Below are 26,061 nucleotides of genomic sequence, written 5' to 3' on the forward strand. Positions count from 1 at the left end.
GATCGTGGAATTAAGATGCTTAGCGCTCAGGCACCGGCCTGAGCGCGTTTCGGGGCAGGCTCGAAGCGGGGCTCGTGGAGCCCCAGCGCCATGGCCTGGTGAACCATGCCCATGATGTCCTGCCCTGCAAGGTCGTGCAGGGTCGAGAGGTCGTCAAGTACGTAATAGAGTGGCTGCAGGATGTCGATGCGGTAGGGGGTGCGCAGCGCCTCGAGCGGCTCGAAGGGGAGGTGCTCGGGTGCGTCGGACAGGGCGTGCAGGGTCTCCTTGGGTGAGGAGATGATGCCGCCGCCGTAGATGCGCCGCCCCGCCGGGGTATCCACCAGGCCGAACTCCACGGTCAGCCAGTAGAGGCGTGCCAGGTAGGCGCGCTCCTTGGGCGTGGCGTCCAGCCCCAGCCGCCCGTAGGTGGCGGTGAACTCGGCGAAGGCCGGGTTGGTGAGCATGGGGCAGTGGCCGAAGATCTCGTGGAAGATATCCGGCTCCTTGAGGTAGTCCAGCTCCTCCGGGGTGCGGATGAAGGTGGCGACCGGAAAGCGCCGGCTGGCGAGCAGGGCGAAGAAGGTGTCGAAGGGAATCAGCGCCGGTACCTGGGCGGTCTGCCAGCCCGTCGTGGCCTTGAGTACCCGGTCGATGTCGGCGAGCTGGGGCACTCGGTCATGGGGCAGTGCCAGGCGCTCCAGCCCGTCCAGGTACTCCTGGCAGACACGCCCTTCGATCACGCCCAACTGGCGCTGCATCAGCGTCTGCCAGGTGGCGTTGTCCTCATCCGGCCAGGCGATATGGCCCCGCTCGTCGGGTAGGCGGGCGCGATAGCCGGTCTTGCTGGCGACGTCGCTTAGCTGCGGGTTCGGTGTCGTCATGGTCACTCCCGTGGCGATTGTGCGTTGTTATGGCCTGCCTCGAGTCTAGGGGCGACGCTGGCCCCGGTGGGGGAGTGTTAAGGCGTGCGGGCAGCCCAAGCGGCCGGCAAGCTGTCATGTTTTATTGACAGTCGCGGGGGGGCGGTCGGTCAGGGGGCAGCAGATGCGGCATGGCGCGAATTGTCTCGGCCTTGCTGTCACGTTATCTTGACAGAAGAGTCACGCTGGATTGACGCACTTTTCGGCGTCGCCGGCGTGCCGTTGGTCTGAGCCTGACAAACAGTGAGCCCATAAAGCGCACCCATAAAGAGAGCCCCCATGAGACTGAGGTTTCACTGCCAGAACCGCATCGGCATCCTGCGCGATATCGTGTCCCACTTCGTCGACTACGGCCTCAACGTGGCCCGTGGGGAGGTGGGGGGGGAGCACGGCAACGCCATCTACCTGCACGTGCCCAACCTGCTCAATGCCCAGCTGGTGACCCTCAAGCCGGAGCTCGAGGCGGTCCCCGGGGTGTTCGGGGTGCGCCGGGTCACGCTGATGCCCAGCGAGCGGCGCCATCTTGAGCTCGATGCGCTGCTCTCGTCACTCTCCGACCCGGTGATGTCGATCGACATGGAGGGGCACGTGGTGGCCGCCAACCGGGCGGCGGGGCAGCTGCTCGGGGTGCGCATCGACGAGGTGCCCGGCCTGTCGCTGGACCGCTGCCTGCCCGACGTCGACCTGCCGGCGCTGGTGCGTCGCAACAATGCGCGGGTCAATGGCCTGCGCATCAAGCTGCGCGACGCCGTCTTCCTGGCCGATATCGCTCCGCTGCACCGCGAGCATCATGACGACGTGGCTTCGCTGGCGGGGGCGGTGGTGACCCTGCACAGCGTCGATCGTATCGGCGAGCGTATCTACCACGTCCAGCGCCAGGAGCTGCGCGGCTTCGAAGCGATCTTCCAGACCAGCCCCCGCCTGGCGGCGCTGATTCGCGAGGCGCGGCGAATGGCGCCGCTGGATGCGCCACTGTTGATCCACGGCGAGACCGGCACCGGCAAGGAGCTGCTGGCGCGGGCCTGCCACCTGGCCAGCGACCGCGGCCAGGCGCCGTTCATGGCGCTCAACTGTGCCGGCCTGCCGGAGTCCATGGCCGAGACCGAACTCTTCGGCTATGCCCCGGGCGCCTTCGAGGGGGCCCGACCCGAGGGCAAACTGGGCCTGCTCGAGCTCACCGCCGGGGGCACCATCTTCCTCGACGAAGTGGGCGAGATGAGCCCGCGGCTGCAGGTCAAGCTGCTGCGCTTCCTGCAGGACGGCGGCTTTCGCCGGGTGGGCAGCGACGAGGAGACCTACCTGGATGTGCGGGTGATCTGCGCCACCCAGCAGGACCTGCCGGGGCTGTGTGCCGAGGGGCAGTTCCGTCAGGACCTCTATCACCGGCTCAACGTGCTCTCCCTGGAAGTGCCGCCGCTGCGCGACTGTCTGGACGGCATCGAGGCGCTGGCCGCCCACTTCATCGACCGTGCCGCCCGCCAGATCGGCTGCGTGATGCCGGGATTGTCCCCCGCTGCCCTGGCGCGTCTCACTGCCTATCACTGGCCGGGCAACGTGCGTCAGCTGGAGAACGTGCTGTTCCAGGCGGTCTCGCTGTGCGAGGGCGGCGTCATCGAGCCGCGTCACCTGCGGCTACCCGATGTCGGGGCGTCACCGGGGCTGGCGGGCGTCGAGATGGACGGCACCCTCGCCGAGATCCTCGGCGAGGTGGAGCGGCGCGTGCTGACCGCCCTCTATCCTCAGCACCCTTCGAGCCGCCAGCTGGCCAAGCGCCTGGGGGTATCCCACACCACCATCGCCAACAAGCTCAAGCGCCACGGCATCGGCGGTGAGGAGCCGTCAGACTGAGTCCTGCCGGGCCAGGCCCGAGTGCGCCAGCCAATCACGCACTTCACCATAGCGATGGGCCTCCAGGGCGGCGAAGCCGGCCATCCGCCGTGCCTTGAGCCGTGTCAGCAGCGGGCTGGTCAGCCCGCACAAAAAGCGGGTCAGCAGGTCGGGCGTAACCGGGCGGTCGTCGCCGCTGGCGGCCAACTGCTGTAGTAGCGGCTGACAGAGCTCGGCCAGCGCCTGGGGTGCCGGCGGCGGTGGGGCCTCGCTGGCGGGCAGTCGCGCCACCTCGCCGCGGCAGGCGGAGCAGTGGCCGCAGCGCTGGGGGGCGCGGTCGTCGCCGAACCACTCGGCGAGCCGCCGGCTCAGGCAGGTTTCGGACTCGAACAGGGTGAGCATGGCGTGCAGTCGCGCGATCTCGGCCTGCTCCTTGCCCTGAAAGTAGGCGTGCAGCTTGTCGGCCAGCGCGGCGGGGTCGACGGGCGGTCGCAGGACCTCGTAGACCTCGGTCATCTGCTTGCTCTCCAGGGTCATCCAGCCCTTGTCGACGAAGTAGTCCAGGGCGGTGATCACCCGGGCGCGCCGGGTGTCGAGCCCCCGCTCGGTGCCCAGCTGGGTGAGGCTCGTAAAGTCCAGGGTGTACCAGGTGCGCGCCTGGCTGGCGGCGTCGAGGATCGTCTGCACGAAGGCGCGCCGTTCGCCTTCGAAGCGGGCGACCAGGGCCTCGGGTGCCTCGTGCAGCCGGAAGCGGTACTCGGCGAAATAGCTGTAGCGCGGCGCGATGATGCCGGCCAGTTCCAGCTGGACCAGCAGCGTCTTGAGCGGCAGCGGGCGGATATCGCTCTGCTGGGACAGGCTGCCCAGCATCAGCTCCCACTCGGCGCCCGGCGCTTGGCCACCGGCGTCGAGCATGGCGTCGATCACCCGGCGAATGGCGTGGCGCTCGGGCGTATCGCCGTAGACGAAGTTCTCCAGCACGTTGAGATGATCGCGCCCGGCCAGCATCAGGCACTCCGAGGGGTGGCCGTCGCGACCGGCGCGGCCGATCTCCTGGCTGTAGTTCTCGACCGACTTGGGCAGATCGAAGTGCACCACGTGGCGGATATCGGCCTTGTCGATGCCCATGCCGAAGGCGATGGTGGCGACGATGCACGGTGTCACGCCCGCCATGAAGTCGCCTTGAAGTCGCTCCCGTGTCTCGCTGTCCAGGCCCGCATGATAGGCCGCCGCCGGCAGTCCCGCCTTGCTCAGGTAGGCGGCCAGGCGCTCGGCGGTTTGCTGCAGGGTGACATAGACGATGGTGGGCCGGGGCGGGGTGGCGCCCAGCCGCGGGCGCAGCCAGTCCACCAGGGCGCGCGGCCGCTCGCCGGCGGCGACCGGGCTGACCTGAAGGTCCAGGTTGGCGCGGTAGAAGCCGGTGGCGGTCACGTCCTCCTCGGCGATGGCGAAGCGCTCGCGCATGTCGCTGATCACCTTCGGGGTGGCGGTGGCGGTGAGTAGCAGCACCTGGGGAATGGCGAAGTCGCGGCGGTAATCGGGCAGCTTGAGGTAGTCCGGCCGGAAGTTGTGGCCCCACTCGGAGATGCAGTGGGCCTCGTCCACCACCATCAGCGAGATCGGCACCCGGCGGATGAAGGCGCGAAAGCGCTCGTTCTTGAGCCGCTCCACCGAGATCATCAGGATGCGAATCTCGCCGCGCTTGACGCCCTCCATGACGGCGGCCGTCTGCTCACGGCTCTGGCCCGAGTCGATGCTGGCGGCGGCGATGCCGTGGCGGGCAAGAAAGGCCAGCTGGTCCTGCATCAGCGCCAGCAGCGGCGAGATCACCAGGGTCAGGTGAGGGAGGTGCAGCGCCGGCAGCTGATAGCACAGTGACTTGCCGGAGCCGGTGGGAAAGATCGCCGCGGCCGAACGGCCCCCCGCGATCGCCTCGATGACCGGCCGCTGGCCGGGGCGAAAGTCGGTGTAGCCGAAGACCTGCTGCAGGGTCTGGTCGATGTCGTGCATGCCGAGGCTCCTGAATCCGTCCATGGGAGACTCAGGGTACACCGCCTGCCGGTGCGGTTCATCGTGTCACCGGCGACTGGGCGAGCTGGACTACACTCAAGGCAGGACAGGAGGGCTCCTCATGGCCGCACCCCCCATCGCCATCGAGCTGCAGACCGCCGGGGTCGCCCTGGAGGGTGACCTGATCGTTCCCGATGGTGCCGCCGGTATCGTGCTCTTCGCCCACGGCAGCGGCAGCAGCCGCTTCAGTTCCCGCAACCGTCAGGTGGCGCGCTACCTCAGCGAACAGGGGTTGGCGACACTGCTGTTCGACCTCTTGACCGCCGAGGAGAATGTCATCGACGAGCGTACCCGTGCCCTGCGCTTCGATATTCCGTTGATCGCTGAGCGCCTGACGGGGGCGGTGGATTGGGTGGCCACGGCACCGGCCACCCGGGGACTGAGTCTCGGCCTGTTCGGCGCCAGTACCGGGGCAGCGGCGGCATTGATCACCGCCGCCGAGCGGCCGGGGCGGGTGCAGGCGGTGGTCTCGCGGGGCGGGCGTTCGGATCTGGCCGGCGACCATTTGCCGGCCGTCAAGGCGCCGACGCTGCTGCTGGTCGGCGGCCGCGATGGCCCGGTGATCGAGCTCAACGAGCAGGCCAAAGCGCGCATGAAGGCGCCCTGTGAGCTGGTCATCGTGCCCGGCGCCGGCCACCTCTTCGAGGAGCCCGGCAAGCTGGAAATCGTGCAGGAGCAGGCGGCGCGCTGGTTTCTCGACCACCTATGATAGTCTCCCATGCTCCCTCGTCTCTAAGGAGAGTCCCTCATGCATGTCATCATCGATCTCTGTGTGGTCCCGCTGGGCGTGGGCGTGTCGGTGTCATCCCAGGTGGCGGCCTGCCAGCGGGTGATTCAAGACTCCGGACTGGAGCACCATATGCACGCCTATGGGACCAATATCGAGGGCCCCTGGGAAGAGGTGATGGCGGTGGTCAAGCGCTGCCATGAGGTGGTGCACGAGATGGGCGCGCCGCGGATCACCACCACCATCAAGCTCGGAACCCGCACCGACCGCGACCAGACCATGGGCGACAAGGTCGCCAGCGTGGAGAGCAAACTGTCAGACTGAGCCCTGTATCTCTCCCGGCAGCGGCATCAGCCAGGCGTCCCCCAGGTGCAGCAGGTGGCTGGTGAGTGCGTCGAGGATTCTGCCGCCCTGACGCCAGTGGTGCCAATAGAGCGGTACGTCGATCGCATAGCCAGGTGAGAGATCGACCAGGCTGCCATCGGCCAGGTGCGGTCCTGCGTCGATTGCCTGCAAGCGTCCCTCGCTCAGCTCCCGCTTGGCTTGGCGTTCTGGAACCATGCCGTAACCCAGCCCGGCCAAGGCCAGTCCGACGAAGCCTTCCGACGAGGGGCAAAGATGGTGGGGAAAGGGCGGCTCCACCCCATGCATGGCCAGGTAGCGATGCTGTAGGCGGTCGTCGGGGCCAAACACGATGGCGGGCGCTTGGCGGAGTGCCTCTGGCGTCACGCCCTCGGGAAAGCAGCGTGCCACGAAAGCGGGGCTGGCCAAGGCGCGGTAGCGCATGCTGCCCAGGGCATGGCTGCGTGCGCCCTGGACCGGCTTTGGGGAGTCACAGATACAGCCCGCCACATCGCCATCCCGCATTCGCTTGAGCGCTACTTCCTGATCCTCCACCACCAGCTCGAACAGCACCTGGTGGCGCTCGCAGAAGCGGCCTACTGCCTCCGGCCACCAGGTAGCCAGGCTGTCGGCGTTGATCGCCAGGCGCAGACGCTGCTCGCCGCTGCCGAGTGCCGGCACCTCGCCGAGCAGATCACGCTCCAGCAGTCGCACCTGCTGGGCATGGTTGAGCAGCCTGCGGCCGAGTGCGGTTGGGGCAAGCCGTGGGCTGCGCACCAGTACCGGCTGCCCCAGGCGTGCCTCGAGCAGCTTGATGCGCTGGGATACCGCCGACTGGGTCAGGCCCAGGTGGCGTGCTCCGCGCTCGAAACCCGCCTGATCGATCACCGCGATAAGTGCCTCGAGCAGTTTATAGTCCAGCATCGATTTTTCTTATCCCCTAGTTCCTATATTCATTTCATTAATTTCTTGCGCAAGCTTAGCCTTGGCGGCATTGAGTGGCCAGGGAGAAACGGATCATGTGGGTGTCGTGGCTCAATGGAGTATTGATATGTGCCGGCTTGATCGTCGCTATCGGTGCGCAGAATGCCTTCGTTTTGCAGCAGAGCCTGCGCCGCCAGCATGCCTGGCTGGTGGCGGGTGTTTGCGCCCTATGTGACTGGCTGTTGGTGGGGCTCGGCGTACTGGGGCTGGGCTTGCTGATCGCCCAGCAGCAGATACTGATGGAGACGGCTCGCTGGGTGGGGGCGGCCTTCCTGGCCTGGCAGGCCTTCCTGGCCTGGCAGGCCTGGTTGGCGCTGCGCAGGGTACTGGCGGGCCAGGTGCTCACGGCGGGAGGCGGCAGTGTGCAATCGTGGCAGGCAGCGCTGGCAGCGACGCTTGCTGTAACACTGTTCAATCCCCAGGTCTACCTGGAAACCGTGGTGCTGTTAGGTGCCATCGGGGCGGTGCAGCCAAGCCCCTGGGGCTTCTTCCTCGGGGCGGCTATGGCCTCGTTCGGGTGGTTCTTTGGCTTGGCAGGGGCTGCAGGCTGGCTGGCGCCGCGGCTGGCGAGCCCGCGGGTGTGGCGAGCCATCGACCTGGTGATAGGAATAATCCTGGCTTGGGTGGCGTGGCGGCTGGCAAGCGGGGTCATGATGCCTCAGGTGTAAGAAAATTTTTACGGCGTGTCAGGATATCGAACCACTTTAGAGACCGCAGCGCTGGGCTTCTCAGGGGTGTAATGTTTTTCTTACAGCAGGGGTGGGGGCGGGTGCTGCATGACCCGGTGAAGCGGGTGTCGAGGCGTTCCGGCGGGGGCGTCCGCCCTCTAGGCTGGGGGTACCGCGTCACGCCGGACGACCGCGCCGGCGACACAACAACAGTCCGACCATCCCCTGGAGGTTTCATGAACGCACACGCCCAAACCGCTCACTCCGTCGAGCCCATCACCGCATCCAATCCCATCGGTACCGATGGCTTCGAATTCGTCGAGTACAGCGCACCGACCGCCGAGGGCATCGAGGCGCTGCGCGCACTGTTCGGGCGCATGGGCTTTACCGAGACCCGCCGGCACCGCTCCAAGCAGGTCTTCCTGTTCCAGCAGGAGGGCGTCAACTTCGTGCTCAACGCCGAGCCCGACAGCCACGCCGCCGAATTCGCCCGGGTGCATGGGCCCTCGGCCTGCGCCATGGCCTGGAAGGTGGCCGATGCCAAGCAGGCCTTCGACTACGCCGTGGCCCAGGGCGCCGAGCCCGTCGAGAACCCGGTCGGCCCGGGCGAGGTGGGGATTCCCGCGGTGAAGGGGATCGGCGGCTCGCTGCTCTACTTCGTCGACAACCAGGTCGACGGCCAAGGCCGCACCATCTACGACATCGACTTCGAGGCGATTCCCGGCCGGACGCCCCAGGACAACAGCGTGGGCCTCAAGGTGCTCGACCACCTGACCCACAACGTCGACCGCGGCCAGATGGACGTATGGGCGAATTTCTATACCGACATCGCGAACTTCCGCGAAAACCGCTACTTCGATATCAAGGGCAAGAAGACCGGGCTGCACTCCCGGGCGATGACCGCCCCCTGCGGCAAGATGCATATCCCGATCAACGAGTCCGCCGACGACAGCTCGCAGATCGCGGAATTCCTGCGCGAGTACAACGGCGAGGGCATCCAGCACCTGGCCATGGCCACCGACGATATCTACGCCACCGTGCGGGCGCTGCGCGCCAACGGCGTGACCTTCCTTTCCACCCCCGATACCTACTACGAGAAGGTGGACCAGCGGGTGCCCAACCACGAGGAGAACGTCGAGGACCTGCGCGAGCTGAGTCTGCTGATCGACGGCGGCCCGGACGAGGGCGTGCTGCTGCAGATCTTCACCGAGACGGTGATCGGCCCGATCTTCTTCGAGATCATCCAGCGCAAGGGCAACGACGGCTTCGGCGAGGGCAACTTCAAGGCGCTGTTCGAATCCATCGAGGAAGACCAGATCCGTCGCGGCGTGCTCAAGGACGACTGAGACGGTAGGCGCTGCCCCCGCCGGGCGATGCGTGGGGGCAGGCTACGAGTGGCGGCGGCAAGCGCGTTTGCCCGCTCCGACAGGCATGCGACAATGCAGGCAATGCCAGTGTGAGCAACGCCATGTCATCCCGTCGCACCGAAGCCATTGCCGACCTTCAGCGCTGGCGCCGGGCCCGCTCCCGGCGTAGCTGGCTGACCCGAAGCTTTCGCCTGCAGGTCATGCTGCTGGTGGGCGCGCTGCTGGCCGGCATGCTGCTGGCCCAGGGCGCCTACCTCAATCATCGCAAGGCCGAGATCATCGGCGATCAGATGGGCCAGCGTGCCCTGGCCGTCGCGCTCAGCGTGGCTAGTATCCCGGAGCTGATCGCCGCCTTCGACGACCCCGACCCCAGCGCGACCATTCAGCCCATCGCCGAGCGTATCCGTCGCGAGACCGGCGCCCGCTACGTGGTGGTGGGCAATACCGAGAGTCTGCGCTACTCCCACCCGCTGCCCGAGCGGCTCGGCCTGCCCATGGTGGGGGGCGACAACGATCGCGCCCTGATCGACGGCGACGCCTATGTCTCCGAGGCCACCGGCTCGCTGGGCGAGGCGGTACGCGGCAAGACCCCGGTGTTCGATGCCGACGGTGAGATCATCGGCATCGTTTCGGTGGGCTTCATGCTCGACCGGGTGGCCATGGACGTGGGCGAGCACACCAGCCTCGGCTGGTGGCTGGTGGCGCTGATGATCGTGCTGGGGTTCGCCGGGGCCTACGGGCTGTCGCGGCATCTCAAGAAGGTCATTCTGGGCCTCGAGCCCCATGAGATCGCCCGCCTGGCCATGGAGAAGGAGGCGATCCTGCAGTCGATCCACGAGGGCATCCTGGCCATCAATCGGGACGGGCAGATCACCCTGGTCAACCAGCAGGCGCGTCGCTTCCTGGGCCTGGCGCCGGCCCGCGAGGTGCTGGGGCAGCCGATCCAGGAGGTGGTGCCCAACTCGCGGCTGCTGGAGGTGCTGGAGCGTGGCGAGCAGCAGTTCGACCAGCAGATGTGGCTGGGCGACCACCCGGTGGTGGTCAACCGGGTGCCCATTCGCCATGCCGGCGAGGTCGAGGGGGCGGTGGCCACTTTCCGTAGCCGGCGCGAGATCGTCGAGCTCTCCCAGGCGCTGACTCGGGCCAGTCGCGATGTCGACATGCTGCGCGCCCAGGCCCACGAGTTCTCCAACAAGCTCTACACCATCTCCGGGCTGCTGCAGCTCGAACGGGTCGACGATGCCCTGGCGCTGATCCATCAGGAGAGCGAACGTGCCCAGGCACAGATGACTTTCCTGCGCGAGCATGTGGCCGACCCGGTGCTCAGCGGCACCCTGCTCGGCAAGCTGACCCGGGCCCGGGAAATGGGAGTGAGCCTGGAGATCGACGAGCACAGCTCGCTGGGGACCCCGCTCACCGAGTCGGGCCAGGAGGTGCTGATGACGGTGATCGGCAACCTGCTGGACAACGCCTGCTATGCCGCCGCTCAGGCCGAACACCGGGAGGATGCCGAGCCTCGGGTGCGGCTGTTCTTCACCGACCTCGGCGAGCAGCTGCTGATCGAGGTGGAGGATAACGGCCCCGGGGTGCCGCCGCCGCAGGCCGAGGCGATCTTTCGTGAGGGCTTCTCCACCAAACCGGGCAAGCACCGCGGCATCGGCCTGGCGCTGGTGTCCCGGCTCTGCCGCGAGCACGGCGGGGCCATCACCCTGGAGGAGAGTGAACTCGGCGGGGCGGCCTTTACGGTGGTGCTGGACAAGTCGCTGTGTCGTGACATCACGGCGGTGGGCGCTTTATCGGCAACGCATTTCAAGGAACCCAGATGAGCGAGCTCGACCACGGCATCCTGATCATCGAGGACGATTTTCGGGTTGCCGAGATTCACCGCGCCTTCATCGAGCGCAGTCCCGGTTTTCGAGTGGTGGGGGTGGCCAAGAGTGCCGCCGAGGCCAGGGCCATTCTCGAGACCCAGGCGACCCAGATTCAGCTGGTGCTGCTGGACGCCTATATTCCCGATGTCCAGGGACTGGAGCTGCTGTGGGAGCTGCGCCGCGAGCACGGCCGGCTGGATATCGTCATGATCACCGCCGCCCGTGAGGTGGACACCATCCAGGAGGCGCTGCGCGGTGGAGTCTTCGACTACCTGATCAAGCCCACCGAGGAGGCGCGCATGGCACAGATGCTCGAGCGCTTTCGCCGCGAGCGGGCCGCGCTGTCGGCCCGGGACGAGATGAGCCAGGAGGAGCTCGACCGTGCCTTGGCCCGGCTGCGGCCCGAGGGCTCCACGGCCAGCGGACCGCGACAGCTGCCCAAGGGCATCGACCGTTTGACGCTGCGCACGGTGATCGAGGCGCTGAAGGGTGCCGAGGAGCCCCTGGCGGCCATGCAGGTCGCCCGGGCCATGGGCGCCAGCCGCTCCACGGCCCGGCGCTACCTGGAATTCCTCGTCTCGGTGCAGGTCGTCGGGGCCGAGCTGGGCTATGGCGATGTGGGAAGGCCCGAGCGCCGTTACCGGCTCATCGGCGATACGGCGCCTTGGTGCGAGGAGGGCTGATCGGCTAGCAGGCCCAGGGTCGTGGACAGAATGGACAAAATGCCCAGAACGAACTTTTTATCGTTTATGGTCATAAGCTTGCGGCGTATAGAGGCGGTCTTCTAACGTTCAGTCCTGTTCGGCGGGTATGGATCCGCCGCTCGACACGCCACACAACAACGAGCCCATAGTGGAGACCGCCATGTTTGCCAAGCCGCATCTCGTCCGACTGACCGCCATTGCCCTGCCGCTGGCCGCCGCAGCCGGCATGAGCACTACTGCCCAGGCCGATGACTGGGCCCCAACCCGCTCCATCGAATTCATCGCCCCGGCCAACCCCGGTGGGGGCTGGGATACGCTGGTGCGCACCACCTCGCGGGTCATTCAGGAAGAGGGCCTGGCCGAGCGCAACTTTGCCGCCATCAACGTGCCCGGCGGCGGCGGCGCCGTGGCCTGGGCGCAGATCGCCCGCGACAGCGGCAACCCGCACAAGCTGTTCGCCACCAGCCCGCCGATCATCCTGGTGCCGCTGGCCGGGGCCTCGCGCTATGACCACACCGATTTCACCCCGGTGGCGCGGCTGATCACCGACTACTCCATCCTGCTGGTGCGCGACGACTCCGACTATGCCGATATCGATGATCTGGTCGAGGCCCTGCGCGAGCGGCCCAACCTCAGCGTCGGCGGCGGCAGCGCCCCGGGCTCCATGGACCATATCTCGATAGCGGGCTTCGCCTCGGCGGCGGGCCTGGACGCGGCGGCGGTGAACTATATTCCCTTCTCCGGCGGCGGCGAGGCCATGACCAACCTGATGGGCGGGCACGTCGAGGCGGTGATCACCGGCGCCGGTGAGGCCTCGGGCCAGCTGGGTGAAGGCAGCGAGCTGCGTGCGCTGGGGGTATCGTCGCCCGAGCGCCTGGGCGGTGTGCTGGCCGATATCCCGACCTACCAGGAGCAGGGCATCGACTACACCTTCGATATCTGGCGCGGCGTCATGGGCGCCCCCGACATGCCCGCCGAGGCCGTCGCCTACTACGAGGATCTCTTCGCACAGATGCTCGAGACCGACGGCTGGCAGCAGGCGCGCGACCAGCTGGGCTGGCTCGACGCCTATCAGAACAGCGAGGAGTTCGGTGCCTTCCTCGACGAGCAGAAGGAGCTGTTCAGCGAGGTGCTCACCGAGCTGGGCCTGATTGGCCAGTGAGGTAGCGCTCCCGCTGCCCGCGTGATCCGCCCGAGTTCCGGCCTGGCCGGGACTCGGGCCTTCCTCGACTGTGACACTTGAGCCGGCGGGACTCGCCGTCCCGGCCCCGTCTCGAGGTGGACCGATGATGAAACAACTCAACGTCAATCAGATCCTGGCGCTGATCATTGCGCTGTTTTCGATCGCCTATCTGGTGGTGGCCTTTCAGATCCCCACCTTCCCGCTACCCCGACCGATCGATTCCGACCTCTTTCCCAAGGTGCTGGGGTTTACCCTGCTGGGGCTTGCCGGCTTGCTGTTTCTGGAGAAGCCCAAGACCCAGGACATTCCCGATACCCCCGGTCCGGAGGCGCTTGCACAGCCGCTGCTGCTGCGCCCCTGGTCAAGGGTGGTGATCACTTCGCTGGCCATCGCCGCCTATGCCCTGCTGATGGTGCCGGTCGGCTTCGTAGTGGCCTCGACCGTGCTCGCCTTCGGGTTGGCCTGGTACTACGGCTATCGGCGACACGGCGTGAACCTGGCGACCTCAATTGGCGTGGTGCTGGCGCTCTACCTGACCATGACGCGCATCATGGACGTCTACCTGCCCACGGGCATCCTGCCGATCTGACGTCCCGCGACGCGATCGGCCAGCGAGAGAGAACCTGCTCATGGAAGCGTTCAACAATCTGATGTTTGGCTTCGGCATCGCGCTGGAGCCCATGAATATCGCCTACGTCTTCGGCGGCGTCTTCGCCGGCACCATCATTGGCATGCTGCCGGGTTTGGGACCGATCAGCGCCCTGGCGCTGATGATCCCGGTCACCTTCGCCATGGAGCCCTCGTCCGGGTTGATCCTGATGGCCGGCGTCTATTACGGGGCCATCTTCGGCGGCTCCAGCTCCTCGATCCTGCTCAACGCCCCCGGTGTGGCCGGTACCGTGGCCACCTCCTTCGACGGCTATCCCATGGCCAAGCAGGGCATGGCCGGCAAGGCGCTGGCGATTGCCGCCTATGCCTCCTTCATCGGCGGCACCATCTCCATCGTCTTTCTGATGATGGTGGCACCGCTGCTGTCCCGCGTTGCCGTGGCCTTCGGTCCGACGGAGTACTTCGCCCTGATGGTGCTGGGGCTGACCGCGGTGGTGTCGCTCTCCGATAAGTCGCTGGTCAAGGGGCTGATCGCCGCCGTGGTGGGGGTGATGATCTCGATCATCGGTATCGATCTGCAGACCGGCACGGTGCGTTTCGCCTTCGGCACCACCCACCTGCTCGACGGCATCGACTTCCTGGTGGTGGCGTTGGGCATCTTCGCCCTGGCCGAGGTCTTCTACATCCTGCTGCGCGGCGGCGGCGGCAAGGAGCAGCCGCGCAACGCCATCGGGTCGCTCAAGCTGACGCGTAAGGAGGCCGGGGAGATTGCCGGGCCGATCGGGCGTAGTTCGGTGCTGGGCTTCTTCACCGGCGTGCTGCCCGGTGCCGGCGCCACCATCGGCTCGTTTCTCGGCTACAGCATGGAGAAGCGCATCGCCAAGGACGGGGACACCTTCGGCAAGGGCAACATCAAGGGGGTGGCGGCGCCCGAGGCGGCCAACAATGCCGCCTGTACCGGCTCCTTCGTGCCGCTGCTGACCCTGGGCGTGCCCGGCTCGGGCACCACGGCGGTGCTGCTGGGAGCGCTGCTGGTGATGGGCATCACGCCCGGCCCGGCGATGCTGGCCGACCGCCCCGATGTGTTCTGGGGGGTGATTGCCAGCATGTATATCGGCAATATCATGCTGCTGGTGCTTAACCTGCCGCTGATTCCCTATATCGCCAAGATCCTCGAGATGCCGCGGCCGCTGCTGCTGTCGCTGATCCTGATCTTCTGCATGGTCGGCGTCTACGGCATGAGCTTCAGCGTGATCGACCTGTTGTTCCTGCTCGGCTTCGGCCTGCTGGGGCTGGGCATGCGGCTATTCGGCTTTCCGGCCGCGCCGCTGATCCTGGCGCTGATCCTGGGAGACATCATGGAGGAGTCCATGCGCCGGGCGCTGCAGATCTCCGGCGGGGACTGGATGGTCTTTATCGACAAGCCGATCTCCATGTGGCTGCTGATCATCGCTTCACTATCGCTGATCCTGCCGGTGGTCAAGCCGCTGCTGCAGAAGCTGCGCGCCAGGGGATAGCCGGACCGCCGGGCCACGGAAGTGCCCGACAGTTGACGACAGCGGGGGGACCGAAGGATCGGTCCCCCCGCTGTCGTTTGGTTGGCTGGCCCCCAGGCCGCCATGCTGGCTTCGCACCGCTGTGGTGCCCGGTGGCGGTGCAGGCTACCCGGCAGTGCACGGCAGCGGCCTGATAGCCTGCACTTCGTCGGTGCGGCCGAGTCGTGTCTACGGTAAGTAAGGTGCTATGCATTTGAAAATAAATAGATAATTCTAAATTCGTTCTAGCTGGCTCGTCCCTTGCAAGTGCTGGTGGCTGACACTCGCAGCGTGCCGTTGGCGCGGTGCCATGCCAACACAACGAGTTCTTCCCCATAGAAGACGCAAGGAGATTCACGTGAACGCACCCCGACGCAAGGCTCTGTCACATGCCGCTGGTCAACCGTCTCGCTGGCTGGCGGCCGCCCTGGTGTCCGCCGGTACCCTGGGTATCAGTGCCCAGGCGCTGGCCGAGGACCCCATCAAGGTAGGCATTCTGCATTCGCTCTCGGGCACCATGGCGATCAGCGAGACGGTGCTCAAGGACACCGTGGAGATGCTGGTCGAAAAGCAGAACGCCCAGGGCGGCCTGCTGGGTCGCCAGCTCGAAGCCGTGGTAGTGGATCCGGCCTCCAACTGGCCGCTGTTTGCCGAGCGCGCCCGGGAGCTGCTCGCCCAGCACGAGGTCGACGTCGTGTTCGGCAACTGGACCTCGGTGTCGCGCAAGGCGGTGCTGCCGGTGTTCGAGGAGCTCAACGGCCTGCTGTTCTACCCGGTGCAGTACGAGGGCGAGGAGTCCTCCGAGAACGTCTTCTATACCGGTGCGGCCCCCAACCAGCAGGCGATCCCGGCCGTGGACTACCTGATCGACGAGATGGGCATCGAGCGTTTCGCGCTGCTCGGCACTGACTATGTCTATCCGCGGACCACCAACCGGATCCTCGAGGCCTACCTCAAAGAGGAGCACGGGGTCGCGGACGAGGACATCCTGATCAACTACACGCCCTTTGGGCACAGCGACTGGCAGAACATCGTCGCCGAGGTGCGTCGCTTCGGCAGCGAAGGCAAGCCCACCGCGGTGGTCTCCACCATCAACGGCGATGCCAACGTGCCTTTCTATCGTGAGCTGGGCAACCAGGGCGTGGACGCCGGCGATATCCCGGTCATCGCCTTCTCGGTGGGCGAGCAGGAGCTCACCGGCATCGATACCGGCCCGCTGGTGGGTCACCTGGCCGCCTGGAACTACTTCATGAGCGTCGATACCGACGTCAACTACGACTTCATCGACGCCTGGATCGACTGGACCGGCGACGAGGAGGCGGTGACCAACGACCCCATGGAAGCCCACTACATCGGCTTCAACATGTGGGCCGAGGCGGTGCGCAAGGCCGGCACCACCGACCCCGATGCCATCAAGGACGCCATCATCGGCGTGACGGTCCCCAACCTTACCGGCGGCTATGCGGCAATGATGCCCAACCACCACATCACCAAGCCGGTGCTGATCGGCGAGATCCAGGACAACGGCCAGTTCGAGATCGTCTGGCAGACTCCCTCCACCGTGGCCGGCGACGCCTGGTCCGACTACCTGCCGGGCTCCCGTGACCTGATCGCCGATTGGCGCGCCCCGATGCGCTGCGGCAACTTCAATGTCTCGACCGGTCGCTGTGGCGGCAGCACCGCGGCCGAAGAAGCCGAGGCCGCCCTGGCCGAGTAACGCCCGCTTCCGGCGTCGCATCAAGCGAAAGGCGCCGGGGACAGGTCGAAGAGGGGGTCCTATGCCAGGGATGGCATCGGTAGCGCCCAGGGATGGGTTTACAGCGCCCCCTCGCAGGCCTGTCGCCGGAACAGCCTTGAGTGTTGCTGCCAGTTGCGATTTGGCGGGGCGCACGCCCGCTTTACCCCATTCGTGATTCCCCAACGCAAAGGATGAACCCATGAGGAGTCTCCTTTTTCTCTGGCTGCTGGTGCTGCTGGTCATGCCGTTGACCGTGCACGCTCAGACCTCGGCTAATGATGAGGCGGCCATCGAACTGCTCGAGGCGCTCGACGTCGACAGCTTTCCCGCCAAGGGTGAGGCCATCGAGGCGATCGTCGCCAGCGACCATGAGCGCGCCCGCTACTGGCTGCAGTCGCTGCTCGACGGTCGCCTGCAGCGCGCCGACGACGGTCGCTTCGTGGTGGTGCTCGACAACACAGGCCGCGACTGGCCGGTGGAAGACGCCCTGACCGGTGAGGCGCTCGGTGAGATGTCGCGCCGCGACCTGGATCGCATCAGCATCAACAATGCCCTGCGCAACCAGTTGCGCAGCGCCATCGCCGTGGTCGACCTCTATTCACCGGACCTCGAGCTGCGCCGTGCCTCCGCCGAGCGCCTGCTGGGCGAGGTCGACGCAGAGCTGGCCGAGCCGCTCGAGGCGCTGATCGCCGAAGAGGGGGATCGTCGCGTGTCACGCCGGCTCGCCCAGGCGCTAGCGATCCATCGCCTGGAGCAGGGCGAGGTCGAGGCGGTGGCCGAGCTGCAGGGCAGCCTGCATCCCCGGGTACGCGTTGCCCTGGCGCGCGCGGCTTCGGGCGCGTTCGATAGTCGTGCGGTCACGGGCGATGACCCAGTGGTCGCTGACGCCGCCCAGGCGGCGCTGGTGAGCATCGAGCAGAACCTGCGCCTCAATCGCATGGCCGAGACGCTCTACTTCGGTCTCTCCCTGGGCTCGGTGCTGGTGCTGGCGGCCATCGGTCTGGCCATCACCTTCGGGGTGATGGGGGTGATCAACATGGCCCATGGCGAGCTGATCATGCTCGGCGCCTACACCACCTGGATGATGCAGCAGCTGCTGCCCGGCCAGCCGGGGCTCGCGCTGGTGCTGTCGGTGCCCGCCGGCTTTTTGGTGGCGGCGCTGGCCGGCATCGCCATCGAACGCGGGGTGATCCAGTTCCTCAAGGGGCGCCCGCTTGAGACCCTGCTGGCCACCTTCGGTATCAGCCTGATCCTGCAGCAGCTGGTGCGCACGGTCATTTCGCCGCAGAACCGCACCGTGGTTTCCCCGGAGTGGATGAGCGGCTCGATTGCGATCAACGATGCCCTGTCGCTGACCCTGAACCGCATGGTGGTGATCGCCTTCGCTCTGGCGGTGTTCGCCGCGCTGCTGCTGATCATGCGGCGCACCCGGCTGGGGCTGGAGGTGCGCGCCGTGACCCAGAACCGCGCCATGGCACGCTCCATGGGCATCCGCGCCACCCGGGTCGATATCCTGACCTTCGCCCTGGGCTCCGGGGTCGCGGGACTGGCCGGGGTGGCGCTCTCCCAGCTCACCAACGTGGGGCCGAACCTGGGGCAGAGCTACATCATCGACTCCTTCATGGTGGTGGTGTTCGGCGGCGTGGGTAACCTCTGGGGCACCCTGGTGGCGGGCCTCTCGCTGGGGGTGATCAACCAGATCCTCGAGCCTTGGGCGGGTGCCGTGCTGGCCAAGATCATCGTGCTCGTCTTCATCATCCTGTTTATCCAGAAGCGCCCCCGCGGACTCTTTCCGCAGAAGGGCCGGGCGGCGGAGGGCTGATCCATATGTGGCTGACACGACCCTTCAACGAACGTGCGACGCTGACCTTCCTCGGCGTGCTGCTAGCGGCCATGATCCTGGTGACGCTGCTGCATGTGGCGGTGCCTCAGGGGCATCCGCTCCACGTCAATGCCTATACGGTCAACCTCTTCGGCAAGTACCTGAGCTATGCGCTGCTGGCCGTCGCCGTGGATCTGGTGTGGGGCTACCTGGGCATTCTGAGCCTGGGGCACGGCGCCTTCTTCGCCCTGGGCGGCTACGCCATGGGCATGTACCTGATGCGCCAGATCGGTGATCGCGGCGTCTATGGCCACCCGGAGCTGCCCGACTTCATGGTGTTCCTCAACTGGGACAGCCTGCCCTGGTACTGGGCCGGCTTCGACATGGCCTGGTTCGCCTTCCTGATGGTGCTGCTGGTGCCGGGGGCGCTGGCCCTGGTGTTCGGCTTCCTGGCCTTTCGATCGCGGGTCACCGGGGTGTATCTGTCGATCATCACCCAGGCGCTGACCTTCGCCCTGATGCTGGCCTTCTTCCGTAATGAGATGGGCTTCGGCGGCAGCGACGGCCTCACCGACTTCCGCGAGATCCTGGGTTTCAACCTGAGAAGCAACGAGGCGCGGCTGGGGCTCTTCCTGGCGAGCGGCGTGGCGCTCGCGGTGGGCTATGTGCTGTGCCGGGCCATTGTCGGCAGCAAGCTGGGCCGGGTCTGTGTGGCCACCCGCGACGCCGAAGCGCGCACGCGCTTTCTGGGCTACCGGGTCGAGCGTTTCCAGCTGTTCGTGTTCGTGGTCTCGGCGATGCTCGCGGGACTTGCCGGCGCCCTCTATGTGCCCCAGGTGGGCATCATCAACCCCAGCGAATTCTCGCCGCTGTTCTCCATCGAGATCGTGCTGTGGGTGGCCCTGGGCGGCCGCGCGACCCTCTATGGCGCGGTGATCGGGGCGATACTGGTCAACTACGCTAAGACGGTGTTCACCGGCGTGATGCCCGACGCCTGGCTGTTCGCTCTGGGGGCGATGTTCGTGCTGGTCACGGTGTTCCTGCCCAAGGGGGTGGCCGGCCTGCTCGCCTATCGGATAAAGCGTCGCCGACGCCCGGATGACGATGGGGCGACCGGCAAGGAGGTATCCGCATGAGTTTCCTGAGATCGCTGGCCGACCGTGAGCGCGTCTTCGACTTCCTGGTGCCTGCCGCCTCGCCGGTGGACGTGCGCCACGGCCCGATCCTCTATCTGGAGGACGTCACGGTGAGCTTCGATGGTTTCAAGGCCATCGACAACCTCAACCTGACCATCGACGACGGCGAGCTACGCTGCATCATCGGGCCCAACGGCGCCGGCAAGACCACCATGATGGACATCATCACCGGCAAGACCCGCCCCGATACGGGTCAGGTGTGGTTCGGCAGTCGTCACAACCTGCTGACCATGAACGAGCCGGAGATCGCGAGCCTGGGCATCGGGCGCAAGTTCCAGAAACCCACGGTGTTCGAGGCGCTGACCGTGTTCGAGAACCTCGAACTGGCCATGGCCGCCGACAAGCGCATCCTGCCCACCCTGACCGCCGGCATGAGTGGCGAGATTCGGGATCGTATCGATGAGGTGCTTTTGACCACCGGGCTCGCCGAGCTAAGCCGCCGGCCGGCGGGGATCCTCTCCCACGGCCAGAAGCAGTGGCTGGAGATCGGCATGCTGCTGATGCAGCGTCCGCGGCTGCTGCTGGTGGACGAGCCGGTGGCCGGCATGACCGAGCAGGAGATGGAACGTACCGCCGAGCTGCTGACGGGGCTGGCGGGGAAACAGTCCGTTGTCGTCGTCGAGCACGACATGGGCTTCGTGCGCTCCATCGCCCGCCAGGTGACGGTGCTGCACCAGGGCAGCGTGCTGGCCGAAGGCAACATGGATCAGGTCTCCTCGGATCCGAGAGTCATCGAGGTCTACCTGGGAGCCGATGCCGACGAGGAGGTCGCCTGATGCTGACGATCGACAAGCTCAACCAGTTCTACGGCGAGAGCCATACCCTCTGGGACCTCGACCTCGAGGTGCCGGCGGGAGAGTGCACCTGCATCATGGGGCGCAACGGCGTGGGCAAGACCACCCTGATGAAGGCGATCATGGGCGAGGTCGCCGTCGCTTCGGGCAGCATCCGCTACGCCGACGACGTGGAGCTGACCCGGCGGCGCATCGAGGATCGCTCGCGGCTGGGCATCGGCTATGTGCCCCAGGGCCGCCAGATCTTCCCGCTGCTCACCGTGGAGGAGAATCTGCGTACCGGGCTCGCCGCCCGGGGCGACGGCCGCCGCACCATTCCCGAGCGGGTCTACGAGCTCTTTCCGGTGCTCGAGGAGATGAAGCACCGCCGCGGCGGCGATCTCTCCGGCGGCCAGCAACAGCAGCTCGCCATCGGCCGGGCCCTGGTGATCGAGCCGCGGCTGCTGATCCTCGACGAGCCCGGGGAGGGCATCCAGCCCAATATCGTCACCCTGATCGGCGAGGTGATCCGCCGGCTGATCGCCGAGGACGGTCTCACCGTGCTGCTGGTGGAACAGAAGCTGCCCTTCGCCCGAAAGTATGCCGACCGCTTCGTGATCATGGATCGCGGCCGGCCGGTGGCGAAAGATGCGATCGCCGAGCTCTCGGATGCGTTGATCAAGGAGCATCTGACGGTATAGGCGCTGATGCATAGAGCGTTGGCAATAGGGGCGCCTTGCACCTATTTGGAGAGATTGCCCGGGCAGTCGCACCCGCGGGGTGCGTAACGGCCCCTGTGACGCACCCCGATAAGGCGAGCGAGTGGCTTCCTGTCCTCGGCAATCTTTCCAATAAGCTGAATTATAAGAATAATTTTATTAATTCACCATTCTGGTACACCCCTTGCTGATAGCTGGTCAGACACGCTGGATGATGAGCCGCCCATGACCGCTATCGAGACCTCCCTGGATGCCACTCGGCTGATGGATTCCGGCCACCGCTTTGACGGTGGCCGCCGCTGGCAGGCATCCCTCGAGCTGGGTTTCGTGTCGCGAGACGGGATCACGCGGATGGCAAGGGCGCGCCACCAGGGGCCGCTGCGGGTGCAGCGCCCCTTCTACCCGGAGGGGCGAGGCGCGGAAGGCCGCCCCGGACCCTGTCACGTCTACCTGCTGCATCCACCCGGCGGCCTGGTCAGCGGCGACGCCCTGACGATCTCGGCTCGGGTCGAGGCAGGCGCCCATGCGCTGTTGACCACGCCGGCGGCCAACAAGCTCTATCGCGCCGACAGCCACGGGGTGGCCTGGCAGCAGGCGACCCGGCTGGAGGTCGCCGATGGCGGGGCGCTCGAGTGGCTGCCCCAGGAGACGATCGCCTTCGATGGCTCCCGCGGGGAGCAGGCCACCACCATCGAGTTGGCCGGCAGCGCCAACTGCCTGGGCTGGGAAGTCCTGGCCCTTGGGCGTCCGGCAAGCGAACTGCCCTATGTTTCCGGCCGCATCGACCAGCGTTTTCGCCTCACCCGCGATGGCAAGCCGCTGTGGCTGGAGCGTCAGCCCCTGGACCCTGACCATCCGCGCTTCGTTGGGCGCTGGGGGCAGGGTAGGGCCAGCGTGCAGGCGACCCTCTGGGCGGTGGGGCTGCCCGATGAACGCGAGGCAGTCGAGGCGCTGCGCGAGCGTCTCCCCGCATCGACCCGCTGGGCGGTGACGGTGCGCCACGGGGTGCTGCTGCTGCGCTATCTGGGCGGAGAGCGAAACGAGGCCTGGGCGCTGTGCGAGGCCGCCTGGCGGGTGCTGCGGCCCCGGCTGCTGGGCCTTGCGGCCCACACGCCGCGTATCTGGCTGACCTGACTTCCTATTTTCGATGGAGATGCCGACATGGAACTGACCCCCCGCGACAAGGACAAGCTGCTGCTGTTCTCGGCGGCACAGCTGGCCGAACGCCGCCGCGCCCGTGGCCTGAAGCTCAACTACCCCGAGGCGGTGGCGCTGATCAGTTTCGAGATCCTGGAAGGCGCCCGCGACGGCCGCACCGTGGCCGAGCTGATGAGCTACGGCCGCGAGATCCTCAGCCGTGACGATGTCATGGAGGGGGTGGCGGAGATGGTGGATGAGGTGCAGGTGGAAGCGACCTTTCCGGACGGCACCAAGCTGGTCACCGTTCATAGTCCGATTGTCTAAGGAGCCCCCCATGATTCCCGGCGAATATCAGTTGAAGGACGGTGAGATCGCGCTCTGCGAGGGGCGTGAACGGATCGCGGTCGAGGTCGCCAATACCGGTGACCGGCCCATTCAGATCGGCTCCCACTACCACTTCGCCGAGGCCAACCCGGCACTCGTCTTCGACCGCGACCGCGCCCGGGGCTTCCGCCTCGATGTGGCCGCCGGCACCGCGATCCGCTTCGAGCCGGGCCAGACCCGTGAGGTGACGCTGACCCCCTTTGTGGGCCGGCGGCATGTCTACGGTTTTCGGGGCGAGGTGATGGGCAGCCTCGATCAACCTTCCAAGGTGCCCGGAGCCGCGCCGGGTCAGTCTCAGGCACCGGGTAAAGGAGGTCAGTCATGAAGCCGGTCAACAAGATCAGCAGACAGGCCTACGCCGATATGTACGGCCCCACCGTGGGCGACCGGGTGCGCCTGGGTGACACCGAGCTGTGGATCGAGGTGGAGCGCGACGCCACCCACTACGGCGAGGAGGTGAAGTTCGGCGGTGGCAAGGTGATCCGCGACGGCATGGGCCAGAGCCAGCGCCATGACGACAGCGTGATGGATACCGTGATCACCAATGCCCTGATCCTCGACTGGTGGGGCATCGTCAAGGCGGACGTGGGGATCCAGAAGGGGCGGATCGCCGCCATCGGCAAGGCGGGCAATCCCGACACCCAGCCCGACGTGGAGATCGTCATCGGCCCCGGCACCGAGGTGATCGCCGGCGAGGGCAAGATCCTCACCGCCGGCGGCATCGATGCCCACATCCACTTCATCTGCCCTCAGCAGGTGGAGGAGGCGCTGATGAGCGGCATCACCACCATGCTGGGCGGCGGCACCGGGCCGGCGACGGGGTCGAACGCCACCACCTGCACGCCCGGCGAATGGCATATCGGCAAGATGCTCCAGGCGGTGGACGACCTGCCCATGAACATCGGCTTTCTGGGCAAGGGCAACGCCAGCCTGCCGGAAGCCCTGGAGGCGCAGCTCGAGGCCGGCGCCATGGGCCTCAAGCTGCATGAGGACTGGGGTACCACCCCGGCCTCCATCGACAACTGTCTCGCCGTGGCCGAGCGCTACGATGTCCAGATCGCCATCCACACCGACACCCTCAACGAGTCGGGCTTCGTGGAGGACACCCTGGCCGCCTTCAAGGAGCGCGGCATCCACACCTACCACACCGAGGGGGCCGGGGGTGGCCACGCGCCGGATATCCTCACCGCCTGCTCGAAGCCCTATGTGCTGCCGTCCTCCACCAACCCGACGCGGCCCTACACGGTCAACACCATCGACGAGCACCTGGACATGCTGATGGTGTGCCACCACCTGGACCCCAACATTCCCGAGGACGTGGCCTTCGCCGACTCGCGCATTCGTCGCGAGACCATCGCCGCCGAGGACATCCTCCAGGACCTGGGGGTGATCTCGATGATCGCCTCCGACTCCCAGGCCATGGGCCGGGTGGGCGAGGTGGTGTGCCGCACCTGGCAGACCGCACACAAGATGAAGGTGCAGCGTGGGCTCTTGCCCGAGGACGAGGCAATCGGTGCAGACAACTTCCGCGCCCGGCGCTATATCGCCAAGTACACCATCAATCCGGCGATCACCCACGGGATCAGTCATGAGGTGGGCTCCATCGAGGCGGGCAAGCTCGCCGACCTGGTGCTCTGGAGCCCGGCCTTCTTCGGCGCCAAGCCGGCCCTGATCCTCAAGGCGGGCATGATCGCCGCGGCGCCCATGGGCGATCCCAACGCTTCGATTCCCACGCCTCAGCCGGTTCACTACCGGCCGATGTTCGGCGCCTTTGGTCGCGCCGCCAGTCAGACCCGGGTCAGCTTCGTCAGCCAGGCGGCGCTGGACGCCGGGATCGGCGAGCGGCTGGGGCTCGCCAGCCGGCTCTCGGCCTGCAAGGACGTGCGCGGCGTGCGCAAGGGCGATATGAAGCTCAACGACGCCTGCCCCGAGCTCTCGGTGGACCCCCAGACCTACGAGGTGCGCTGCGACGGGGAGCTCTTGACCTGCGAGCCGGCCACCGAGCTGCCCCTGGCCCAGCGCTACCACCTGTTTTGAGCAGATCGGGCAGGAAGTGTATGTGAGGGAGCCAGCTTGCCGGTGCGAAACCTCGCGTGGCCGCTGGCGAATCGGACGAGACGACGCGGTCGATCTTCAGGGATGAAGATCGAGGAAAGCCGGCACAGGGATGTGCCGTCTTTCCGACCGCGGGAGTCCGGCCGAGACGCCAGGGTTTCGGGCACGTGGCGTTGAGAGAGGGTAAGGCTGGCTCCGCCAAGCCACTCAGGAGCACTGAACGATGCTGAAACTGACCGAACGCCTGGGACCCATCGCGGCGGGCCAGGCCACCGATACCCTGACACTCCCCTTCGAGCCGCGCACCAAGGGGCGGCTCAAGGCGATGAGCGACGCCGGGCGCGAGCTTGGCCTGTTCCTGGACCGTGGCCCGGTGCTGCGGGACGGCGAGGGGCTGCGCGCCGAAAGCGGCGAGATCGTGCGCATCCGCGCCGCCGCCGAGCCGGTGGTGACTGCGCGCATTGCCGCCGGCCTGCCGCTGGCGCGGCTCGCCTATCACCTGGGCAACCGCCACGTGCAGCTGGCGCTGGGCGAGGACGAACAGGGTGGCTATGTGCGCTTCCCGCCGGATCACGTGCTGGAAGAGCTGGCCGAGCTGCTCGGGGCCACCCTGGAGCGCCATCAGGCCCCCTTCGACCCGGAACCCGGCGCCTACCAGCAGACGGGCGGGCATGGCCACAACCACGACCCTCATCACCATGACCATACCCACAGCCATGAGCACATCGACAGCCATGCCCATTGAGGCGGTGGCCGCGACGTCGGCGGGGCAGGGCGACGATCTGGCCCTGCTCGGCCTACTGCAGCTGGTCAGCCCGGCGCTGCCCATCGGTGCCTTCGCCTTCTCCCAGGGGCTGGAGAGCGCCTTCGAGCTGGGCTGGGTCACGGACGAGGCGAGCCTCGGCGACTGGCTGGAAGGGGTGCTCGAGGACGGCCTGACCCGCTGCGAGCTGCCGGCGCTGGCGCGCCTGCAGGCGGCTTGGGGGGCGGGCGACGGCGAGGCCGTGGTCGAGTGGGACGCCTGGCTCGCCGCCAACCGCGAGACCGCGGAGCTCGCCGCCGAGGATGCCCGGCTCGGCGCCTCGCTGGCGCGGCTGCTGGGCAGCCTCGAGCTGCTGCCCGAAGCGGGCACGCTACCGCCCGGCGCCGGCTACGTGACCCTGTTCGCCTGGACCGCGCAGGTCCGCGGCATTGCCCCGCGCCAGGCGCTGCTGGGCTTCGCCTGGGCCTGGTTGGAGAACCAGCTGGCCGTCGCCTGCAAGGCGCTGCCCCTGGGTCATACCGCCGCCCAGCGCCTGGTGGAGCGGCTGCGCCCGGCGCTGGTCGCCGCGGTGGACGAGGCGCTCTCGCTGCCCGATGACGAACTCGGCCCGGCACTGCCCGGCCTGGCCCTGGCCAGCGCCCTGCACGAGACCCAGTATTCGCGGCTGTTCAGGAGCTAGGGT

At 67.0% G+C, this 26,061-nt stretch carries 24 protein-coding genes; 21 read left to right on the forward strand and 3 right to left on the reverse strand.

What is annotated here, in order from left to right:
- Window positions 1-26 precede the first annotated feature (26 nt).
- Window positions 27-863, reverse strand: coding sequence for a phenylalanine 4-monooxygenase (gene phhA, locus HOP52_RS14585; protein ID WP_238978131.1), 837 nt, complete (start codon window positions 861-863; stop codon window positions 27-29).
- A gap of 318 nt (window positions 864-1,181) precedes the next feature.
- On the opposite strand from phhA, the gene HOP52_RS14590 reads away from it, so the two are divergent.
- Window positions 1,182-2,750: a sigma-54-dependent transcriptional regulator gene (locus HOP52_RS14590; protein ID WP_238978132.1), complete on the forward strand. Its 1,569-nt coding sequence runs from the start codon at window positions 1,182-1,184 to the stop codon at window positions 2,748-2,750.
- Here HOP52_RS14590 and HOP52_RS14595 read toward each other — a convergent pair.
- Window positions 2,742-4,739, reverse strand: a complete 1,998-nt coding sequence (locus tag HOP52_RS14595; protein WP_238978133.1) for a RecQ family ATP-dependent DNA helicase — start codon at window positions 4,737-4,739, stop codon at window positions 2,742-2,744. The two genes, HOP52_RS14590 and HOP52_RS14595, sit on opposite strands and share 9 nt — an antisense overlap.
- Window positions 4,740-4,860: 121 nt before the next feature.
- Here HOP52_RS14595 and HOP52_RS14600 point away from each other — a divergent pair, with 121 nt between their 5' ends.
- Both HOP52_RS14600 and HOP52_RS14605 read left to right on the forward strand, forming a co-directional pair.
- Complete coding sequence (locus tag HOP52_RS14600; protein WP_238978134.1) at window positions 4,861-5,508, forward strand: dienelactone hydrolase family protein; 648 nt, start codon at window positions 4,861-4,863, stop codon at window positions 5,506-5,508.
- Between the two features lie 39 nt (window positions 5,509-5,547).
- The gene (locus HOP52_RS14605) at window positions 5,548-5,850 is read left to right on the forward strand and encodes an MTH1187 family thiamine-binding protein (protein WP_238978135.1); all 303 of its coding nucleotides are present in this window, start codon (window positions 5,548-5,550) and stop codon (window positions 5,848-5,850) included.
- On the opposite strand, the gene HOP52_RS14610 is transcribed toward HOP52_RS14605, so the two are convergent.
- Window positions 5,842-6,792, reverse strand: coding sequence for a LysR family transcriptional regulator ArgP (locus tag HOP52_RS14610; protein ID WP_238978136.1), 951 nt, complete (start codon window positions 6,790-6,792; stop codon window positions 5,842-5,844). The two genes, HOP52_RS14605 and HOP52_RS14610, sit on opposite strands and share 9 nt — an antisense overlap.
- Before the next feature lie 95 nt (window positions 6,793-6,887).
- On the opposite strand from HOP52_RS14610, the gene HOP52_RS14615 reads away from it, so the two are divergent.
- From HOP52_RS14615 to HOP52_RS14700, 18 genes are all read left to right on the forward strand, one after another.
- Window positions 6,888-7,520 carry a LysE/ArgO family amino acid transporter gene (locus tag HOP52_RS14615; RefSeq protein ID WP_238978137.1) on the forward strand — a complete coding sequence of 211 codons (633 nt, stop codon included), beginning with the start codon at window positions 6,888-6,890 and terminating at the stop codon, window positions 7,518-7,520.
- Window positions 7,521-7,756: 236 nt separating this feature from the next.
- Window positions 7,757-8,866, forward strand: a complete 1,110-nt coding sequence (hppD, locus tag HOP52_RS14620; RefSeq protein WP_238978138.1) for a 4-hydroxyphenylpyruvate dioxygenase — start codon at window positions 7,757-7,759, stop codon at window positions 8,864-8,866.
- 122 nt (window positions 8,867-8,988) lie between these two features.
- Entirely contained in the window at window positions 8,989-10,713 is a 1,725-nt protein-coding gene (locus HOP52_RS14625; RefSeq protein WP_238978139.1) for an ATP-binding protein, read from the forward strand.
- Window positions 10,710-11,441 carry a response regulator gene (locus HOP52_RS14630; protein ID WP_238978140.1) on the forward strand — a complete coding sequence of 244 codons (732 nt, stop codon included), beginning with the start codon at window positions 10,710-10,712 and terminating at the stop codon, window positions 11,439-11,441. The genes HOP52_RS14625 and HOP52_RS14630 overlap by 4 nt, the downstream gene beginning before the upstream one ends.
- Window positions 11,442-11,622: 181 nt before the next feature.
- A complete protein-coding gene (locus HOP52_RS14635; protein WP_238978141.1) occupies window positions 11,623-12,624 on the forward strand; it encodes a tripartite tricarboxylate transporter substrate binding protein in 1,002 nt (333 codons plus the stop codon).
- Between the two features lie 124 nt (window positions 12,625-12,748).
- Complete coding sequence (locus HOP52_RS14640; protein WP_238978142.1) at window positions 12,749-13,234, forward strand: tripartite tricarboxylate transporter TctB family protein; 486 nt, start codon at window positions 12,749-12,751, stop codon at window positions 13,232-13,234.
- Window positions 13,235-13,274: 40 nt separating this feature from the next.
- Window positions 13,275-14,771, forward strand: coding sequence for a tripartite tricarboxylate transporter permease (locus HOP52_RS14645; RefSeq protein WP_238978143.1), 1,497 nt, complete (start codon window positions 13,275-13,277; stop codon window positions 14,769-14,771).
- Window positions 14,772-15,204: 433 nt separating this feature from the next.
- Window positions 15,205-16,506, forward strand: coding sequence for an urea ABC transporter substrate-binding protein (gene urtA, locus HOP52_RS14650; RefSeq protein ID WP_422677722.1), 1,302 nt, complete (start codon window positions 15,205-15,207; stop codon window positions 16,504-16,506).
- A 220-nt stretch (window positions 16,507-16,726) separates the two neighbouring features.
- The gene (gene urtB, locus HOP52_RS14655; protein WP_238978144.1) at window positions 16,727-18,349 is read left to right on the forward strand and encodes an urea ABC transporter permease subunit UrtB; all 1,623 of its coding nucleotides are present in this window, start codon (window positions 16,727-16,729) and stop codon (window positions 18,347-18,349) included.
- A gap of 5 nt (window positions 18,350-18,354) precedes the next feature.
- Window positions 18,355-19,485: an urea ABC transporter permease subunit UrtC gene (urtC, locus tag HOP52_RS14660; RefSeq protein ID WP_238978145.1), complete on the forward strand. Its 1,131-nt coding sequence runs from the start codon at window positions 18,355-18,357 to the stop codon at window positions 19,483-19,485.
- Window positions 19,482-20,321, forward strand: a complete 840-nt coding sequence (gene urtD / locus HOP52_RS14665) for an urea ABC transporter ATP-binding protein UrtD (protein WP_238978146.1) — start codon at window positions 19,482-19,484, stop codon at window positions 20,319-20,321. Before urtC ends, urtD begins: the two co-directional genes overlap by 4 nt.
- On the forward strand, window positions 20,321-21,019 hold the full coding sequence (gene urtE / locus HOP52_RS14670) for an urea ABC transporter ATP-binding subunit UrtE (protein WP_238978147.1): 699 nt from the start codon (window positions 20,321-20,323) through the stop codon (window positions 21,017-21,019). Before urtD ends, urtE begins: the two co-directional genes overlap by 1 nt.
- Window positions 21,020-21,262: 243 nt before the next feature.
- Window positions 21,263-22,171, forward strand: a complete 909-nt coding sequence (locus tag HOP52_RS14675) for an urease accessory protein UreD (protein WP_238978148.1) — start codon at window positions 21,263-21,265, stop codon at window positions 22,169-22,171.
- A gap of 27 nt (window positions 22,172-22,198) precedes the next feature.
- A complete protein-coding gene (locus HOP52_RS14680) occupies window positions 22,199-22,501 on the forward strand; it encodes an urease subunit gamma (protein ID WP_238978149.1) in 303 nt (100 codons plus the stop codon).
- A gap of 10 nt (window positions 22,502-22,511) precedes the next feature.
- Window positions 22,512-22,886, forward strand: a complete 375-nt coding sequence (locus HOP52_RS14685) for an urease subunit beta (protein WP_238978150.1) — start codon at window positions 22,512-22,514, stop codon at window positions 22,884-22,886.
- Window positions 22,883-24,598, forward strand: a complete 1,716-nt coding sequence (ureC, locus tag HOP52_RS14690) for an urease subunit alpha (RefSeq protein ID WP_238978151.1) — start codon at window positions 22,883-22,885, stop codon at window positions 24,596-24,598. Before HOP52_RS14685 ends, ureC begins: the two co-directional genes overlap by 4 nt.
- Before the next feature lie 241 nt (window positions 24,599-24,839).
- Window positions 24,840-25,361: an urease accessory protein UreE gene (ureE, locus tag HOP52_RS14695; protein ID WP_238978152.1), complete on the forward strand. Its 522-nt coding sequence runs from the start codon at window positions 24,840-24,842 to the stop codon at window positions 25,359-25,361.
- Window positions 25,333-26,058, forward strand: a complete 726-nt coding sequence (locus tag HOP52_RS14700) for an urease accessory protein UreF (RefSeq protein WP_422677721.1) — start codon at window positions 25,333-25,335, stop codon at window positions 26,056-26,058. The genes ureE and HOP52_RS14700 overlap by 29 nt, the downstream gene beginning before the upstream one ends.
- Window positions 26,059-26,061 lie beyond the last annotated feature (3 nt).

The organism is Billgrantia campisalis, from assembly GCF_022341425.1.
Classification (GTDB): Bacteria; Pseudomonadota; Gammaproteobacteria; order Pseudomonadales; family Halomonadaceae; genus Halomonas; species Halomonas campisalis.

Excerpts from the sequence above, each read along its gene's own strand:
- phhA (WP_238978131.1), bottom strand. The coding sequence starts at position 863 with ATGACGACACCGAACCCGCAGCTAAGCGACGTCGCCAGCAAGACCGGC.
- HOP52_RS14590 (WP_238978132.1), top strand. The coding sequence starts at position 1,182 with ATGAGACTGAGGTTTCACTGCCAGAACCGCATCGGCATCCTGCGCGAT.
- HOP52_RS14595 (WP_238978133.1), bottom strand. The coding sequence starts at position 4,739 with ATGCACGACATCGACCAGACCCTGCAGCAGGTCTTCGGCTACACCGAC.
- HOP52_RS14600 (WP_238978134.1), top strand. The coding sequence starts at position 4,861 with ATGGCCGCACCCCCCATCGCCATCGAGCTGCAGACCGCCGGGGTCGCC.
- HOP52_RS14605 (WP_238978135.1), top strand. The coding sequence starts at position 5,548 with ATGCATGTCATCATCGATCTCTGTGTGGTCCCGCTGGGCGTGGGCGTG.
- HOP52_RS14610 (WP_238978136.1), bottom strand. The coding sequence starts at position 6,792 with ATGCTGGACTATAAACTGCTCGAGGCACTTATCGCGGTGATCGATCAG.
- HOP52_RS14615 (WP_238978137.1), top strand. The coding sequence starts at position 6,888 with ATGTGGGTGTCGTGGCTCAATGGAGTATTGATATGTGCCGGCTTGATC.
- hppD (WP_238978138.1), top strand. The coding sequence starts at position 7,757 with ATGAACGCACACGCCCAAACCGCTCACTCCGTCGAGCCCATCACCGCA.
- HOP52_RS14625 (WP_238978139.1), top strand. The coding sequence starts at position 8,989 with ATGTCATCCCGTCGCACCGAAGCCATTGCCGACCTTCAGCGCTGGCGC.
- HOP52_RS14630 (WP_238978140.1), top strand. The coding sequence starts at position 10,710 with ATGAGCGAGCTCGACCACGGCATCCTGATCATCGAGGACGATTTTCGG.
- HOP52_RS14635 (WP_238978141.1), top strand. The coding sequence starts at position 11,623 with ATGTTTGCCAAGCCGCATCTCGTCCGACTGACCGCCATTGCCCTGCCG.
- HOP52_RS14640 (WP_238978142.1), top strand. The coding sequence starts at position 12,749 with ATGATGAAACAACTCAACGTCAATCAGATCCTGGCGCTGATCATTGCG.
- HOP52_RS14645 (WP_238978143.1), top strand. The coding sequence starts at position 13,275 with ATGGAAGCGTTCAACAATCTGATGTTTGGCTTCGGCATCGCGCTGGAG.
- urtB (WP_238978144.1), top strand. The coding sequence starts at position 16,727 with ATGAGGAGTCTCCTTTTTCTCTGGCTGCTGGTGCTGCTGGTCATGCCG.
- urtC (WP_238978145.1), top strand. The coding sequence starts at position 18,355 with ATGTGGCTGACACGACCCTTCAACGAACGTGCGACGCTGACCTTCCTC.
- urtD (WP_238978146.1), top strand. The coding sequence starts at position 19,482 with ATGAGTTTCCTGAGATCGCTGGCCGACCGTGAGCGCGTCTTCGACTTC.
- urtE (WP_238978147.1), top strand. The coding sequence starts at position 20,321 with ATGCTGACGATCGACAAGCTCAACCAGTTCTACGGCGAGAGCCATACC.
- HOP52_RS14675 (WP_238978148.1), top strand. The coding sequence starts at position 21,263 with ATGACCGCTATCGAGACCTCCCTGGATGCCACTCGGCTGATGGATTCC.
- HOP52_RS14680 (WP_238978149.1), top strand. The coding sequence starts at position 22,199 with ATGGAACTGACCCCCCGCGACAAGGACAAGCTGCTGCTGTTCTCGGCG.
- HOP52_RS14685 (WP_238978150.1), top strand. The coding sequence starts at position 22,512 with ATGATTCCCGGCGAATATCAGTTGAAGGACGGTGAGATCGCGCTCTGC.
- ureC (WP_238978151.1), top strand. The coding sequence starts at position 22,883 with ATGAAGCCGGTCAACAAGATCAGCAGACAGGCCTACGCCGATATGTAC.
- ureE (WP_238978152.1), top strand. The coding sequence starts at position 24,840 with ATGCTGAAACTGACCGAACGCCTGGGACCCATCGCGGCGGGCCAGGCC.
- HOP52_RS14700 (WP_422677721.1), top strand. The coding sequence starts at position 25,333 with ATGAGCACATCGACAGCCATGCCCATTGAGGCGGTGGCCGCGACGTCG.